This window comes from Blautia sp. DFI.6.71 (assembly GCF_020593585.1).
Classification (GTDB): domain Bacteria; phylum Bacillota; class Clostridia; order Lachnospirales; family Lachnospiraceae; genus Blautia_A; species Blautia_A wexlerae.
Genome location: NZ_JAJDMJ010000025.1, coordinates 1 through 17,040, shown reverse-complemented (window position 1 = coordinate 17,040; position 17,040 = coordinate 1). Strand labels below are relative to the sequence as shown.

Sequence of the window (17,040 nt, the reverse complement as noted above, 5' to 3'; positions counted from 1 at the left end):
TATGGCAAATGAAGAAAAGAAACTTGTCGAGATAGAGAATTTACGTAAATACTTCCCGATCAAGGGAACAAACGGTCCAGGTGTTCAGGCAGTTCAGGATGTTTCCCTCTATATTAAGAAAGGTGAGACATTAGGACTGGTAGGAGAGTCCGGATGCGGTAAAACAACTCTGGGAAGAACCATTCTCAGATTGTATGAGCCGACCGGTGGTAAGATTATCTATGACGGTCAGACAATTTTTGACAATCCGTTGGACAAAGACGGCAAACCACTTGGTAAAGCGAAATCTGTAAACATGCTTCCTTACCGTAAGAAAATGCAGATTATTTTCCAGGATCCATCCGCATCTCTTGATCCTCGTATGACAGTCGGAGAGATTATCGGAGAGGCTATCGACATTCATAAACTGGCTGCAAATAAAAAAGACCGTGCGGATATGATCAAAGGTCTACTTGCAAGAGTAGGATTAAATACCGAGCATGCAAACCGTTATCCTCATGAGTTCTCCGGCGGACAGCAGCAGCGTGTCGGCATTGCCCGTGCACTTGCCGTTAAACCGGAATTTATCGTATGTGATGAGCCGATTTCCGCATTGGACGTTTCTATCCAGTCACAGGTTGTAAACATGCTGGAGGATATGCAGGCAGAAATGGGACTGACTTACCTGTTTATCGCTCATGACTTGTCTGTTGTGCGTCATATTTCAAACAGGATCGGTGTTATGTATCTGGGATCTCTGGTAGAACTTGGTGAGAGCTATGAGCTGAACCGTCATCCGATCCATCCATATACACAGACGCTTCTTTCTGCAGTTCCGGTACCGGATCCTAAGCTGAGCCGTACCAGAAAGCGTATCATCCTTGAGGGAGATGTGCCAAGCCCGATGAACCCGCCGAGTGGATGCCGTTTCCATACCAGATGTCCATATGCGACACAGAAGTGCCGTGAGGAGATGCCACAGTTCAAAGAGCATGAACCTGGACACTGGGCAGCATGTCATCTGCTGGATAAATAATACAGTCAAGCGGATATTCGCCTGACTATTTATCAGAGTACTTACAGAATACGAAAAAATATAATGTAAACTGGTGGGTAATACTGAAATAAATAGAAAGAATAAAAATAGGAAATAATTAACAAAATTATTGTTGCAATTATAGTAAAAAATCCGAAAGAAAAAGCTTAACATAGGTATTGGGTTCCTGTATAATGGAATTTATAATACAAATCGCTGACTTCTCATACAGCGAAAACCATAATAAAGGAGGACAAGTAATGAGAAAGGCAAAAACAATTATGTCTCTGGCTCTGTCAGTAGCTATGGTTACAAGCATGGCAGCTACAGCACCTGTAATGGCAGCAGAGAGCGAATCAACAGACGGATTTAATCTGAATCTCTGTATCGCATCTGAACCACAGAGTATCGACCCTGCACTGAATACAGCAATGGATGGTTCTGTCATGTGCCACCATATGTTCGAAGGTCTGGTCAAATGGGCAGACGACGGTGAAGGAAATGCTGTTACAGTTCCAGGACAGGCTGAATCCTGGGATAAAGAGACAAACGATGACGGAACAGTAACTTATACTGTACATCTTCGTGATGGTATCAAATGGTCTGACGGACAGGCCGTAACAGCAGGAGATTTCGAATATTCCTGGAAACGTCTGGCAAACCCGGAAACAGCAGCAGACTACTGTTACATGATCGACATGGTAAAAGGATATGCAGAGGTAGCTGACGGAAGTGCGGATCCTGACACACTTGGAATCAAAGCTACAGATGATACAACACTGCAGATCGATTTAACTTATGACTGCCCGTATTTCGAAGAGATCATGGCATTCCCGGCAACCTTCCCTGTTCGTAAAGATATGGTAGAGGGAAGCGAGAACTGGACATTTGATCCTGCAACTTATATCAGCAACGGACCTTACAAGATGAAAGAATGGTCTCATAACTCCTACATTCTTATGGAAAAGAATGAGAACTACTATGATTATGAGAACCTTGGACCGGACACAATTAAATTTGCACTTCTGGACGACAACAACGCGATCCTTAAAGGATACAACAACGGAGAACTTGATTTCATCGAGAACCTTCCTGTAGACGAAGTTGCTACTTACCTTGCATCCGGAGAACTTAACATCGCTGACTATATCGGAACATACTATGTATGCTTCAATACAGAAAATGAAGTATTCTCTGATCCTGCAATCCGTAAAGCATTCTCACTTGTAATCGATCGTAACTACATCGTAGATAACGTAACTCAGTCCGGTGAAGTTCCTGCAACAGGATATGTTCCATCCGGTATCTATGATGCAGACGGAGCAAGCGGAGATGACTTCCGTACAGTAGGCGGTGAATATTACAGCGTTTCTGAAGATGATTATGAGAAGAACTGTGAAGAAGCACGTCAGATCCTTGCAGATGCAGGATATCCAGACGGCGAAGGTTTCCCGACAGTTGAATATCTGTACAACACAGATGACAAACACAAAAAGATCGCTGAAGCACTCCAGAACATGTGGCAGAAAGAACTTGGCGTAACTGTTAACCTGGACAACCAGGACTGGAACGTATTCCTTCAGAACAGAAAGAATGGTGACTTCCAGATCGCACGTAACGGATGGATCGGTGACTACAATGATCCTTGTACATTCCTTGATATGTGGTATACAGGCGGCGGAAACAACGATGCTCAGTATTCTAACCCGGATTACGATGCACAGATCGATGCAGCAAAAGCTACTTCTGATCAGGCAGAGCGTATGAAAGCATTCCATGCAGCAGAAGATATCCTTATCGGTGAAGACAATGTACTGGCTCCTCTGTACTTCTATACACAGCCATACATGCTGAAAGATAATATCAAAGGTATGTATTACACACCACTTGGATACTTCTTCTTCGGATACACAACCCAGGAATAAGATCTGAGACAGGAATGAGTCTGGAAACGGACAGAGAAAGTAGTTTCGCATTCCTGCATAAAAATGCATAATTTTGAAAGTAAAAACAGCTCTGTGCGGAAGAGTTTAAGACTCTCCGCAGGGGCTGTTTTTGTTTTAGAACAGGAGATGGTAAAGTTTTCAGGCTGCCACTTTTTTATGATAAAAAGGTAAAATAAAAAACTAAATTTTACAGTATATGTTTGCATAAAAATCTATAAGATGATATGATTATAAATAAACGTTACAATAGCAATCTTACAGGGAGATAACTGGAAATGGAATTTTGGGATATTTATGATGAGAATAAGAAACCTACAGGACGTACCATGAAGAGAAATGACTGGTGTCTGAAGGACGGAGAGTATCATCTGACTGTGCTTGGCGTAGTAGCCAGACCGGATGGTACTTTTCTAATCACTAAACGTGTCATGACGAAAGCGTGGGCACCTGGATGGTGGGAAGTATCCGGCGGCGCTGCACAGGCAGGAGAGGAATCTTATGAAGCTGTTCTGCGTGAGGTGAAAGAGGAAACAGGACTGGATGCCCGAAACGCAGAAGGTGGTTATCTTTTTACGTATAAGAGAGAGAACCCGGGTGAAGGAGACAACTATTTTGTAGATGTGTACCGTTTTATCATGGACATTGATGAGAATGACTTACATTTACAGACTGAAGAGACAGACGGATATATGTTTGCCAGTCCTGACCAGATCAGAGAATTTGCAGCAGATGGAAAATTTCTGCATTATGACAGTATAAAAAAGGCATTTGAGATGTAAATATATGCAGAGATCCGTGGGAAAACCTTTCGGATGCTGCTTATGATATAAAGAGAAATGCAGCATCCGGAAGGTGATTCCTGAGAGGAAAGATAATGAAAAATATAATAAAGAACAGTCAGAAAAGGTTCGGGAGAATAATCCTGGTGATTATTAATATTCTTCTGATCCTGGCGGCGGTTCTGTCTTCTCTGGTTTATTCCGACCATATCAGGAATGAAAAAACGCAGATGCAGATAGATGCGTTTTGTTCCACTATGGAAGGAATGAAGCAGGTTTCCGGAAACTATCTGAAGATGGAGAAGGGATATGCAGAGAACTGGGCAAATTACATAGAACGCCAGAATATGACGATGGATGAAGCCCTGGATTATATCAAAAACAGCAATTCTCAGAAAGACAGGCATGCACATATTGTAGATATGGATAGAGGATTTCGCAGCAGTAAGTGATGTGAATGTGATCAGAAATGAGAGAATGGGAACTGCTTACGGAGATCAGATCATCCGTGGAGTAGCGGAGTGTATTCGTGCAAGTCTCAGAACAGGGGAGCAGGTTTACCGTATTCTAGGAGATGAATATCTCCTTGTTAATGAGATTGGCGGAACAGTAGGCTTCTGAAGAGTGCTCTGGTAGAGGATTTTCATACAATCCTTGAGAAGCATAATCTCTCTACAGACAGTATTATCCTGGAACTGACAGAGAGTGGATATCTGGAGACATCGCAGAATGTAATGAATATGAACATAAACTGCTGGAGCATATTATGTAAGATGGAATGCCGCCGGAAGTGAAGAACACTGAGGGCGCTTTCTTTCTGCCGTGATATAATCAAATCAAACTGCGAAGCAGTTATTCGGTTATGAGCAAATAGCGGAGCGGATGATTTTATCCGCTTAATCAAGTATGAAATGATGAGAGGAAAAAAATATGGAAAAAAATCTTGAGTTTATCGGGGAACAGTTAAAGAAATTAACTGCAATCCCAAGCCCGTCCAGCTATACGGAAAAGGCGGCAGAGTATCTGATGGAAACACTGAAAGAAATGGGATATGAGCCGGAGCTTTCCAATAAGGGAAATGTGCTCGTGACGATCGGAGGAGAGGGAAATCCGCTGGTCCTGGCATCTCATATTGATACTCTTGGTGCAATGGTACGCTCCATAAAAGATAACGGACGCCTCCGTCCTACAACTCTGGGCGGACATCAGTGGAGAACTGCTGATGGTGAGAACTGTACTGTTCATACGAGAGACGGCAGGGTTTATACAGGGGTTGTGCTGAATACAGAACCATCTGCGCACGTGGCAGATGAGAAAGTGGAACAGACAGAAGAGAATATGGAGATCCTGCTGGATGAGAATGTAGAAAACAAAGAGGATATTGATGCACTGGGAATCCAGGTAGGAGATATCATTGCTATGGATCCGCGGACTGTGATCACAGAGAGTGGATATATCAAGAGCCGTTTTCTAGATGATAAGCTTTCTGCAGCAATCCTGCTGGGACTGGCGAAGGCAGTGAAAGACGAAGGGATTACACTGCATCGTAAGGTATCATTGCTTTTCACAGTATATGAAGAAGTTGGACATGGCGGAAGCTATGTACCGGCAGATACAGCGGAAATGATTTCTGTAGATATGGGATGTGTGGGTGCTGATCTTGGATGTACAGAGCGTATGGTATCCATCTGCGCCAAAGATTCCGGCGGTCCGTACAATTATAATCTGATCACTGCACTGGTCAATACAGCGAAAGCACATGGTCTGGATTTCGCGATCGATGTTTATCCGCATTATGGATCTGATGTGGAGGCAACTCTCCGCGCAGGATATGACATCAGACATGGCCTGATCGGACCTGGGGTTTATGCTTCACATAATTATGAGAGATCTCATATGGATGGAGTGAAGAATACGTATGAACTTGTGAAGGCGTATGTGACGGAATAAAAAATAAAGCAGCTGTTCTTTTATATGTTTTTTGGTAATTGGAATATTGGACAGGAACTGCTTTATGAGGTTAAATTACAAAAAATCTGCAGGAGATATCATATAATGGATATCTTATCTGCAGATTTTATTATTTGTGGATATTTATATTAATGAAATTTCCCATTCCAGATGTGAAATATAAATAGCAATAATATTTTGATATAAAGCTGATTTATTTCATTGCATTCTTAATAGCAGCCAGCAGTTCATCATATTCTTCATATGCCGGGATCTCCGGATAATCTGCTTTGATCTTATCTGTACTGCGGAACAGGAATCCAGCCTTGCTTGCCTGGATCATACCCAGGTCATTGTAGGAATCACCGCTTGCAATGGTATCGAATCCGATAGACTGTAAAGCCTTTACAGTAGTTAACTTGGATTGTTCCACTCTCATCTTAAAGCCTGTGATCTCACCGTTGTCTGCAACTTCAAGAGTGTTGCAGAATAAGGTAGGTCTGCCAAGCTTCTCCATGAGCGGTGCTGCAAACTGTGTGAAAGTATCGCTGATCAGAATTACCTGAGAGAAAGAACGAAGTTCATCCAGGAATTCCTTTGCACCCGGAAGCGGATCGATCTTTGCGATCACATCCTGAATTTCTTTCAGTCCGAGACCATGTTCCTTCAGAATACCAAGCCTCCAGTTCATCAGCTTATCATAGTCCGGCTCATCACGTGTGGTTTTCTTCAGCTCCGGGATTCCGCTTGCTTCAGCAAATGCGATCCAGATCTCAGGTACCAGTACGCCCTCTACGTCAAGACATGTAATATACATAATAGAAATCCTCCTTTGTGTGAAACCTCTTTATTTTTGAAAATCCTTTAATGCTTTATTTAGTGAAATCATTCTAACATATTCTGAGAGTCCTTGCAAATTTAATTTTTGAGTTGCTTAAAAGGAGAATATTGATTTCCTAAAATGCATATGATATAATGCCAATAGGCAGAAGAAAGAATAATTAATCTGACAAGAATAACAAGAATGAAAGCCCTGGGAGTGGCAGCTCCCAGGGCTTTCTTCTTGTTTTAACAAAGTGGACAAGCAACCACTAGGCTAGTGTTGTCCTATTTATCTCCGTCTAGCCATTTGCAGATATAGTGGCAGATTATACCTGCTGCACAGGAGATAAGAAAAGAAAGAATAATTTCTGACAAGAATATCACCTCCTCCCGTTGCCGGGTATTGGTTGGACAACGTTAATACTATATCATATATAGAACAAAAATAGAAACATAAAATAAGTATTGACATAAAAAAACCAAAGCCATATAATAGTTAGGCAACTAATGGATAGCAACCTAACTATTTATATGGCTTTGCAATAGTATGGGTACTGATTTTAGGAGGTGCGGCGAGATAGACGAGGAAATGAAACAGAAGCTGAATGAGATGCATGTAGGCAGGCTGATACATATTTTATCCCATACAATGAAACGGCATAATCCGGCAGAGGTGATGGAGAATGACGATCTGACGACCATGCAGAAGCATGTGCTGAAATTTATCCTTCTGGAAACCATGCACAGAGATCTCTATCAGAAAGATATTGAAGAGGAATTCCAGATCAGGAAACCTACAGTGACAGGGATCCTGAAGCTGATGGAGAAGAACGGTTACATTTACAGAGAGAGTGCGAAACAGGATGCACGCCTGAAACAGATCATTCCCACAGAGAAAGCAGAGAAGATCCGTCCTGCAATCTTAAAGAGTATTGAAGAAGGCGAAGCCAAAATGCTCCGGGGAATTCCGAAGGAGGATGTGGAACTGTGCAAACAGGTTCTCTGGCAGATGTATGAAAACCGGAAAAAATCCTGCGATAGCAGGAATGATTTTTAACAGAAATAACGAGACATAAGGAGGACATTGACGAAGATGAATAAGAAACTTTTACGTTCAGTCCGGGAATACAAGAAGCAGTCTGTACTGGCTCCGGTCCTTGTAATCCTGGAAGTACTGATGGAAGTTCTGATTCCTCTGGAGATGGCGAAGATTATCGACGTAGGTATTGCAAACGGAGATATGAGCTATATCATCCAGCGTGGAGTCATCCTTGTTGCAATGGCAATGCTTTCCCTGTTCTTCGGCGTACAGGCCGGAAATATGGCGGCAGTTGCAGCAGCAGGATATGCGAAGAATTTACGACACGATATTTTTTATAAGGTGCAGGATTTTTCCTTTAAAAATATCGACCACTTTTCAACATCAGGTCTGGTCACACGACTGACCACTGATATCACAAATGTACAGCAGGCATACATGATGAGTATCCGCCTTCTTGCCAGGGCACCGTTTATGATCATCCTGTCATGGATTATGACACTGACGATCAACAAACCGATCGCAGTGCTTTTCCTGATAGTTGTTCCTGTCCTTGGCGGTACACTGATCTTTATTGCGAAAAAGGCACATCCGCATTTCATCAAGGTCTTTGATGAATATGACAACCTGAACAATTCCGTTCAGGAGAATGTAAATGCCTCACGTGTAGTTAAGGCTTTCGTAAGAGAGGACTATGAGATTGAGAAATTCCATGGAATTTCCAGATATGTTTATAATCTGTTTACTAAAGCAGAGAAAATCGTTGCATGGAACTCACCGGTTATGATGTTTGTCATGTATACTGTAATCATTATCATTGTTGCAATTGGTGGAAGAGGTATTGTTCTCGGTGGCATGGAAACCGGTGAGCTGACAAGTATCATTGTCTACGCACTTCAGATTCTCATGTCCCTGAACATGGTAACTTTCGTGTTTGTTATGATCATGATAGCAGAAGCATCCACAGACCGTATTGTAGAGGTTCTGGATGAAGTTCCTGAGATGCAGGATAAAGCTGATGCAGTAAAGAATGTGGCAGATGGTTCCATTGACTTTAATCATGTAGATTTCAGCTATGCAGGAGAGGGAGGAAATCTTTCCCTGAAGGATGTAAATCTTCATATTAAATCCGGTCAGACAGTAGGTATCATCGGCGGAACCGGAAGTGCAAAGTCTACCCTGGTGCAGCTGATCCCCAGACTCTATGATGTCACAAAGGGTAATGTCCAGGTGGGAGGCGTGGATGTACGCAACTACAATCTGGAAGTACTTCGTGACCAGGTTTCCATGGTACTTCAAAAAAATGTGCTGTTCTCAGGAAGCATCTATGACAATATTCGCTGGGGTGATGAACATGCCAGTGAGGAAGAAGTTCGGAGGGTCTGTAAGCTGGCCCAGGCAGATGGATTCGTCAGTGAGTTCCCGGATGGCTACGATACAATGATCGTTCAGGGCGGTAACAACGTATCCGGCGGTCAGAAGCAGCGTCTGTGTATTGCAAGGGCTCTTCTCAAGAAACCGAAGATCCTGATCCTGGATGACTCTACCAGTGCAGTAGATACAAGAACAGATGCCCTGATACGTAAGGCTTTCCGCGAGGAGATCCCGAACACAACAAAGATTATTATCGCACAGCGAGTTTCTTCTATTGAAGATGCAGATCAGATCATCGTACTGGATGACGGTAAGATCGCAGGTGTGGGTACTTCAGAAGAACTGCTGAAGACAAATGATATTTACAGAGAAGTATATGAATCACAGGTCAAAGGAGGCGGAGACGATGAATAAGAAGAAAAAATTAGATCAGAACACCATCCAAACTGCCAAAAGACTTCTGAAATATATGACAGGAACCCATAAGATACAGTTTATCATCGTATTTATCTGCATCTTTATCAGTTCCGCAGCAAGTATTGCAGTATCCCTGTCCCTGAAATTTCTGCTGGATGACTTTATCATCCCGCTGATCGGACAGACAGATCCGAACTTTGCAGAACTCTATAAGGCACTTGCAGTCCTTGGCTGTATTTTTGCACTTGGTGTGATTGCCACATTTATTTATACCCGAATGATGGTTTATATCGGTCAGGGTGTGCTTAAAAGTGTCCGTGATGATATGTTCGAGCATATGCAGACTCTTCCGATCCGCTATTTCGACCAGAATACAAACGGATCTGTCATGAGCCTCTATACCAACGATACAGATACCCTGCGACAGATGATCAGCCAGGCGATCCCGCAGGCGCTGATGGCGCTGTTTACGATCGTGGTTACCTTTATTTCCATGTTATTGTTAAGTCCGCTGCTTACAATTCTGGCAGTTGTGATTATTTTTATTATGCTGAAGGTTACCAGTAAGATTGGTTCCAACAGTGGCAAATATTTCATCCGTCAGCAGGTATCTCTGGCAGATGTGACCGGTTTCGTGGAAGAACGAATGAATGGTCAGCGTGTGGTAAAAGTTTTCAACCACGAAGATAAATCAAAAGAAGAATTCGACAAACTCAACGAAGCACTCTTCGAGGGTTCTGCAAACGCCAATAAATACGGAAACATGATGGGACCTGTGATCGGTAACATCGGTAACCTGCAGTTCGTACTGACAGCAGTACTTGGGGGACTTCTCTCTGTAACAGGTGTGGGCGGCATCACCCTCGGTGTTATGGCTTCCTATTTACAGTTCACCAAGAGCTTTACCCAGCCATTCATGCAGGTGGCACAGCAGTTTAATGCCATTGTTATGGCACTTGCAGGTGCAGAACGTATCTTCAGGCTCATTGACGAGAAGCCGGAAGAGGATGAAGGTTACGTAGAACTTGTTAATGCAAGAAAGGATGCCAACGGCAATATCACAGAATGCAAAGAGAGAACAGGCATGTGGGCATGGAAACATCCACATTCTGCAGATGGTTCCGTTACTTATACAGAACTGACAGGAGATGTCCGATTCGAAGATGTTACATTCGGATATAACCCGGACAAAGTTATTCTGAAAGACATCAGCCTCTTCGCCAAGCCGGGACAGAAACTTGCTTTCGTAGGTTCCACAGGTGCAGGAAAGACAACGATCACAAATCTGATCAACCGTTTCTATGATATTCAGGAAGGTAAAATCCGTTACGATGGAATCAACATTACCAAGATTAAGAAGGATGACCTGAGACGTTCTCTGGGAATCGTACTTCAGGATACTCACCTGTTTACAGGAACTATTAAAGAAAACATCCGCTACGGTAAACTGGATGCTACAGATGAGGAAGTATACGAGGCAGCAAGACTGGCTCATGCAGACCAGTTTATCAAAATGCTTCCAAAAGGATATGATACCATGTTAAGCGGAGACGGTGAGGAACTGTCCCAGGGACAGCGCCAGCTTCTCTCCATTGCAAGAGCAGCAGTAGCCAATCCGCCTGTACTGATCCTGGATGAAGCAACCTCAAGTATTGATACCCGTACAGAGAGTATTGTACAAAAAGGTATGGATAACCTGATGAAAGGCCGTACTGTATTTGTGATCGCCCATCGACTTTCAACCATCAGAAACAGCGATGCCATCATCGTACTGGATCATGGAAAGATCATTGAAAGAGGCGACCATGAAGACCTCATTAAGTTAAAAGGAACTTATTATCAGCTTTATACTGGTAAGCTGGAATTGTCATAAGGAACTATCAGAAAGACTGCAATTATTTCAGAACATGAATAATTGTGGTCTTTCTTTGCGGGCGTTGCGTTTTCTGCGTTATAATGCTATGATCGTACAGGTATGTGGATCACAGATGATGAAGTTCCGGTTTACGGATAAAAAAGAAAAATTATGCAGCAGCAAGGGAGAGATATACGATGGTAAAGATAGATCTGATCACTGGTTTTCTTGGTTCAGGGAAGACGACGTTTATCAGGAAGTATGCGCAGTATCTGATGGATGCTGGTAATAATATTGGGATTCTGGAGAATGATTACGGGGCTGTGAATGTGGATATGATGTTGCTTCAGGATCTGATGGGAGAGAACTGTGAGCTGGAGATGATCTCAGGAGGGTGTGATAAGGACTGCCACAGGAGGAGATTTAAGACGAAACTGATTGCTATGGGTATGTGCGGTTATGACCGTGTGATCGTGGAGCCGTCTGGGATTTTTGATGTGGATGAGTTCTTTGATATTCTTCATGAGGAGCCGTTAAACCGTTGGTATCAGATTGGGAATGTGATTGCAATTGTGGATTCTAAGCTGGAGCGTGATCTGTCAGAGGAGGCGGATTTCATTCTGGCTTCTGAGGTGGCAGATGCCGGATGCATTGTGATGAGCAAGAGCCAGGACGCATCACCCGAGGAAATCCAGGGTACGATTGAGCATGTGAATCAGGCGTTGGAGAAGGTTCATTGCAGCAGGAGATTTTGCTGTGAAATGGATGATGTGGATACAGTTAATATTATCCACAAGAACTGGGATGAGATGTCGAAAGAGGACTTTGACAGAATCGCATCCTGTGGATATGTGATGGCAAGCTACAGGAAACCGGAGTTTGAGGCAGAGGATGCCTTTACTTCTTTGTACTTTATGAATGTGAAGATGACTGAGAAGGAGCTTCGGGAAGCGGCTGAGAAGATTCTGTCTGATCCTGAATGTGGGCGTGTGTTCCGGATGAAGGGATTTATGAGAGTAGACAGTGACAGCGAAGATGGTTCTGGACTATCTGCATGGGCAGAGTGCGATAGACGGCAGTGGATTGAATTAAATGCTACGAAGAATGAAATTACAATCCGACCGCTTCATGTAGGACAGGAGGTTCTGATCGTGATTGGAGAAGAACTGCAGGAGGAGAAAATTAAATCCTATCTGAAAATCTGAGATTTAAATTTACAAAAAGGGCACTTGAAAAATCAGGTGCCCCATTGTATAATCTACTTAGAAGATGACCGGAAGCGTGTTCCGGTTGCCCTCGGTATAATTAATGAGTAAAGAAATTAAGCATCCAACTTTGGGCGGTGGGATGCTTATTTCTTTTTATGTTGATCTATGTAAGTCAATGCCGTAAAAATTACTAACAATAAAGTAAGGACTTCCATTGTGTTCATCGGGCATCACCCTCCTTTCGTGAAACTGGAGGGCAGGGGTCGAAACTTCGCATCCGGGTCTGTTCAATTATACTTGTTCAGTATAACGTGAAAAATAGAAGATATCAAGTACTTTACGTTCTATATTATTAAAAACAAAACAGGGTATGAAGTTCATCGTAATCTGATGAAACTTCATACCCTGTTCATTTATTTTTATGGAGTTTTGTAACCGTAAGGATTATTTGGTAAACAGATCAACCAGATCCTGGCCGTCTTCGTAGCCCTGGCTCTTCAGCTCATTTACGAACCAGTCGTCTACGCCGTCTACAGCTTTCTTGAAGGAATCGATATCCATATCAGCTTTCTCTGTGAAGGTTACGCCGTTTTTGGATTCCCAGCGTTCTTTAATCTCATTGTCGCTGGAACGGTTGATGTAACGTTCGTATTCAACTGCCTTCTGACCGCATTCATCAACAACTGCCTGCTGTTGTGGTGTGAGGCCGTCGTAGATATCCTGATTGATGCAGAAGAACAGACAGTCATAAATTGCATCCCACATGGAACAGTAAGGCTGAACCTCCTGAACGCTTGCTGCGTCAATAGCAGGAAGTGGATTTTCCTCACCTTCAACCGTGTTCTGCTGAAGTGCTGTGTAAGTTTCTGACCAGTTCATGTTTGTGGCATCAGCACCCCATCTCTTGTAGCATTCCATCAGAAGGTTGGAACCTGCTACACGGACCTTCAGGTTCTTCATATCATCTACAGATTTGATTTCATGTTTGCTGTTTGTGATCTCGCGGAAACCGTTTTCTGCGATACCCATGCAGTGGAGTCCGTATTCGCCAAGGATTTCTTTCAGTTTTTCACCAGCTTCGCCATCGAATTTCGCATCTGCATCGTCGTAAGAATCATAGACGAATGGAAGAGAAACAACGTTGAAACGTGGATCAAATGCAGAGTAGATCAGGTTGGAGTGCATGGAGATCTGAACCGGGTCCCCATTCATCAGAGCCTGAATACCTTCGGACTGGTTGCCGTTTGTAAGCTGGTCAGCTGCATAAATATTGACTTTAACCTTTCCGCCTGTAGCTTTTTCCATCAGTTCACCGAACTTACGTCCGCCGTCAGCCCAGGTACTTGTCTCAGTAGTGGAGCATGCGAAGTTCCAGGTTGTTTCCGGCCAGCCCAGATTACTGTAATCTTGCACTGTGTTGAAGGAGTCCTTTGTGAAAAGATCAACCAGATCCTGGGCATCGTCATAGCCCTGGCTCTTCAGTTCGTTTACAAACCAGTCATCGATACCGTCAACTGCTTCTTTGAAGGAGTCGATGTCCATGTCTTCTTTTTCTGTGATTGTTACACCGTTCTGGCTTGCCCAGCGTTCTTTGATCTCGTCATCTCCGGAGCGGTTGATGTAACGCTCATATTCAACTGCTTTCTGTCCTGCCTCGTCAACAACTTCCTGCTGTTGTGGTGTGAGACTGTTGTAGATGTTTTCGTTGATACAGAAGAACAGGCAGTCATAAATTGCATCCCACATAGAGCAGTAAGGCTGAACCTCCTGAACACTTGCAGCGTCGATAGCGGGAAGCGGATTCTCCTGACCTTCTACTGTGTTCTGCTGAAGTGCTGTGTAAGTTTCAGACCAGTTCATGTTTGTGGCATCAGCGCCCCATCTCTTGTAGCATTCCATCAGAAGGTTGGAGCCTGCTACACGAACCTTCAGGTTCTTCATATCGTCTACAGATTTAATCTCATGTTTGCTGTTTGTGATTTCGCGGAAACCGTTCTCTGCAATACCCATGCAGTGGAGTCCGTACTCACTGAGGATTTCTTTCAGCTTTGCACCTGCTTCGCCATCGAATTTCGCATCTGCATCGTCATAAGAATCATAGACGAACGGAAGAGAAACAACGTTGAAACGTGGATCAAATGCAGAGTAGATCAGGTTGGAGTGCATGGAGATCTGAACCGGGTCCCCATTCATCAGAGCCTGAATACCTTCGGACTGGTTGCCGTTTGTAAGCTGGTCAGCAGCGTAAATGTTGACTTTGACTTTGCCACCTGTGGCTTTTTCCATCAGTTCACCGAACTTACGTCCGCCATCAGCCCATGTACTTGTCTCAGTAGTGGAGCATGCGAAGTTCCAGGTCATTTCCGGCCAGTCAAGGTCGCTGTAATCTGCGATTGTGTCAAAGGAGTTATTGCCGTCTCCTGCCTCCTTGGAAGCTGTGTCAGAGGAAGCGGAGGACTGATCACCTGTGTAGGAGCCTTCTTTTGCAAGAGCTTTTGGAAGGAAAGTGGAGGTGATCGGGATGTATGTAACGATCAGAAGAACTGCAACGCAGGCTGCGATCATTGGCACAACTGCCCTTGAGATCTCCTGCAGAGTAACTTCCAGACCTTTTTTGATCTTGATGCTGATTGCTACGAAAAGGTTTACGCCTACAGGAGGAGTTACCTGTCCGATTGCAAGGTTTACAGTTGCCATAACACCGAATGCTACTATATCGTATCCAAGAGCCTTACATACAGGAAGCATAATCGGGATGAAGATGTACATAGCGGAGTTTGCATCGATGAAGCATCCTGCGATCAGGAAGATGATATTTACAATCAGCAGGAAGGTAAACTGGTTATGTGCGATGCTTCCAAGTAAATTGGAGGCGGCATCTGCAATACCGAATTTGGTACATACAAAGGAGAACAGAGAGGCACTTGCTACGATGAGCATGATACCGCCGGTTGTCTTTGCTGAGTCTACCAGAATGTCAAACATATCGCGGAAGGAAACTTCGCGGTAGATGACCATACCTACGAAGAGTCCGTATACAACGGATACGGCTGCTGCTTCTGTTGGTGTGAAGATACCGCCGTAGATACCGCCCAGAATGATGACCGGCATCAGGAATCCCCAGAAAGCATCTTTAAAAGCGTCCCAGCGTTCTTTGCCTGAGGCTTTTTCTCTGGATGGTTTGATGTTGTGTTTCTTTGCTTCCAGCATTACTACGATTACCAGTGCCACGCCCATAAGAAGACCTGGTACGATACCTGCCATGAACATATCTGCGATGGATGTGCCTGTGATGGAGGCATATACAACGAAGGCGATACTTGGCGGGATGACAATGGCGATGGAGCTTGAGGTTGCCATCAGTGCTGTGGAGAATGGTGCGGAGAAACCGCCCTGTTCTACCATTGCAGGGATCAGTACGGCGCCAAGAGCTGCAACAGTTGCAGGGCCGGAACCGGAGATGGCGCCGAAGAAGCAGGCTACGATAACACATACGATGGCGATACCGCCTTTTTTGTGGCCTACGCAGGTATCAACGAATTTGATCAGTCGTTTGGAGATGCCGGCTTTTGCCATGATGTTTCCTGACAGTACGAAGAATGGGATTGCCAGGAGCAGGAATTTGCTGATTCCTGAGTACATGTTGGTTGCTACGATCGTCAGGGATGTACCGGAGTAGAGAATTGCGCATACGGAGGAAAGTCCGAGGCAGATTCCGATGGGTACACCCAGGATCAGGAATATGAAGAAGGAGATAAATAAGATTGCACTGATCATTTATTTGCCCTCCTTTTTGTCTGTTGTGATTGTGTTCATGTTACTTTTTGTGCTGTTGTCGGTATTTTTGGCGCTGTCGGTTTTGCAGCAGAAGTCCAGACAGAATTCAATGAAGTGAAGGATCATGCATCCTGCACCGATGGGTACGAAGGACCAGAAGATCCATTCAGGCCAGTTTAATACGAAGGTTCTTTTTCCATTCTGAAGCTGAGTGATTACCTTGTCCATTCCGTATTTGAAAAGGATGACGCTGAAGATGATGCTCAGGACTGTGATCAGAATTACGGATGGTTTCTTCAGTTTCTTTGGAAGGCGGTCTGTGACCAGTGTCAGGCTGACCAGTTCTCCTTCGCGGCAGGCCAGTGCGGCTGCCAGCAGGGTGATGAGTACGAATACCGCTACTACAAGTTCTTCTGTGAAGGACCAGGAACGGTGGATGACTTTACGGGAAAATACGTTTCCCACAGTCAGCACCAGGATCAGCAGTGTGGAGATCACAAGGACGATCTTTTCTACTGCAGCCAGTGCGTTCATGATTTTTTTGTAGATTTTCATGCTCTCTACTCCTCTCAAAAAATTTGCTGCTGTTTTTCGGAATTTGGAGCAGATTCAAGGCAGATGGAATGTAATGGTTATAATATGTAATTAGTTACATTTTTCATCTGTGGTGAATTCTGTTGTCTGCGAAAAACAGAAGTAGTGTTTCGGTTTCAGATCGACAGCCTGGAAAAGAAAGTATGTCTCGTGTGTCAGGGCTTTTTTATGTTATAAGAATATTATGGGTGCGAGCTGTGAAATCAGCGTAGCTGATTTCCCCTAGCGAGCGGAAGAAATTCTGTAAGCTTTGGTAAGCTGATA

General features: G+C 43.9%; 13 protein-coding genes. 10 read left to right on the top strand and 3 right to left on the bottom strand.

What is annotated here, in order from left to right; genetic code table 11:
• Position 1: 1 nt before the first annotated feature.
• The 6 genes from LJE12_RS11500 to LJE12_RS11475 all read left to right on the top strand — a co-directional run bounded on the left by LJE12_RS11500 (position 2) and on the right by LJE12_RS11475 (position 5,690).
• Positions 2-1,015 carry an ABC transporter ATP-binding protein gene (locus LJE12_RS11500; protein WP_025579675.1) on the top strand — a complete coding sequence of 338 codons (1,014 nt, stop codon included), beginning with the start codon at positions 2-4 and terminating at the stop codon, positions 1,013-1,015.
• 260 nt (positions 1,016-1,275) lie between these two features.
• On the top strand, positions 1,276-2,940 hold the full coding sequence (locus tag LJE12_RS11495; RefSeq protein WP_025579676.1) for a peptide ABC transporter substrate-binding protein: 1,665 nt from the start codon (positions 1,276-1,278) through the stop codon (positions 2,938-2,940).
• Positions 2,941-3,236: 296 nt separating this feature from the next.
• Positions 3,237-3,740 (top strand): NUDIX hydrolase, encoded by a 504-nt coding sequence (locus tag LJE12_RS11490; RefSeq protein ID WP_025579677.1) that lies wholly within the window; start codon positions 3,237-3,239, stop codon positions 3,738-3,740.
• Positions 3,741-3,886: 146 nt separating this feature from the next.
• Complete coding sequence (locus tag LJE12_RS11485) at positions 3,887-4,192, top strand: hypothetical protein (RefSeq protein ID WP_144136849.1); 306 nt, start codon at positions 3,887-3,889, stop codon at positions 4,190-4,192.
• Between the two features lies 1 nt (position 4,193).
• Complete coding sequence (locus LJE12_RS11480) at positions 4,194-4,361, top strand: diguanylate cyclase domain-containing protein (protein WP_118521755.1); 168 nt, start codon at positions 4,194-4,196, stop codon at positions 4,359-4,361.
• A gap of 309 nt (positions 4,362-4,670) precedes the next feature.
• Positions 4,671-5,690, top strand: coding sequence for a M42 family metallopeptidase (locus LJE12_RS11475; protein ID WP_025579680.1), 1,020 nt, complete (start codon positions 4,671-4,673; stop codon positions 5,688-5,690).
• A gap of 214 nt (positions 5,691-5,904) precedes the next feature.
• Here LJE12_RS11475 and thrH read toward each other — a convergent pair whose 3' ends face one another.
• Positions 5,905-6,507, bottom strand: coding sequence for a bifunctional phosphoserine phosphatase/homoserine phosphotransferase ThrH (gene thrH / locus LJE12_RS11470; RefSeq protein WP_025579681.1), 603 nt, complete (start codon positions 6,505-6,507; stop codon positions 5,905-5,907).
• Between the two features lie 594 nt (positions 6,508-7,101).
• On the opposite strand from thrH, the gene LJE12_RS11465 reads away from it, so the two are divergent.
• From LJE12_RS11465 to LJE12_RS11450, 4 genes are all read left to right on the top strand, one after another.
• Positions 7,102-7,569 (top strand): MarR family winged helix-turn-helix transcriptional regulator, encoded by a 468-nt coding sequence (locus LJE12_RS11465; RefSeq protein ID WP_081018880.1) that lies wholly within the window; start codon positions 7,102-7,104, stop codon positions 7,567-7,569.
• A 36-nt stretch (positions 7,570-7,605) separates the two neighbouring features.
• Complete coding sequence (locus LJE12_RS11460) at positions 7,606-9,339, top strand: ABC transporter ATP-binding protein (RefSeq protein ID WP_173720956.1); 1,734 nt, start codon at positions 7,606-7,608, stop codon at positions 9,337-9,339.
• Positions 9,332-11,215: an ABC transporter ATP-binding protein gene (locus LJE12_RS11455; RefSeq protein WP_227226974.1), complete on the top strand. Its 1,884-nt coding sequence runs from the start codon at positions 9,332-9,334 to the stop codon at positions 11,213-11,215. The genes LJE12_RS11460 and LJE12_RS11455 overlap by 8 nt, the downstream gene beginning before the upstream one ends.
• 179 nt (positions 11,216-11,394) lie before the next feature.
• Positions 11,395-12,402, top strand: coding sequence for a GTP-binding protein (locus tag LJE12_RS11450; protein WP_196027693.1), 1,008 nt, complete (start codon positions 11,395-11,397; stop codon positions 12,400-12,402).
• A 447-nt stretch (positions 12,403-12,849) separates the two neighbouring features.
• Here the strand turns inward: LJE12_RS11450 and LJE12_RS11445 are convergent, their stop codons facing one another.
• The gene (locus LJE12_RS11445) at positions 12,850-16,182 is read right to left on the bottom strand and encodes a TRAP transporter large permease subunit (protein ID WP_227226975.1); all 3,333 of its coding nucleotides are present in this window, start codon (positions 16,180-16,182) and stop codon (positions 12,850-12,852) included.
• The gene (locus tag LJE12_RS11440) at positions 16,183-16,737 is read right to left on the bottom strand and encodes a TRAP transporter small permease (RefSeq protein WP_025580891.1); all 555 of its coding nucleotides are present in this window, start codon (positions 16,735-16,737) and stop codon (positions 16,183-16,185) included.
• Positions 16,738-17,040: the final 303 nt, after the last annotated feature.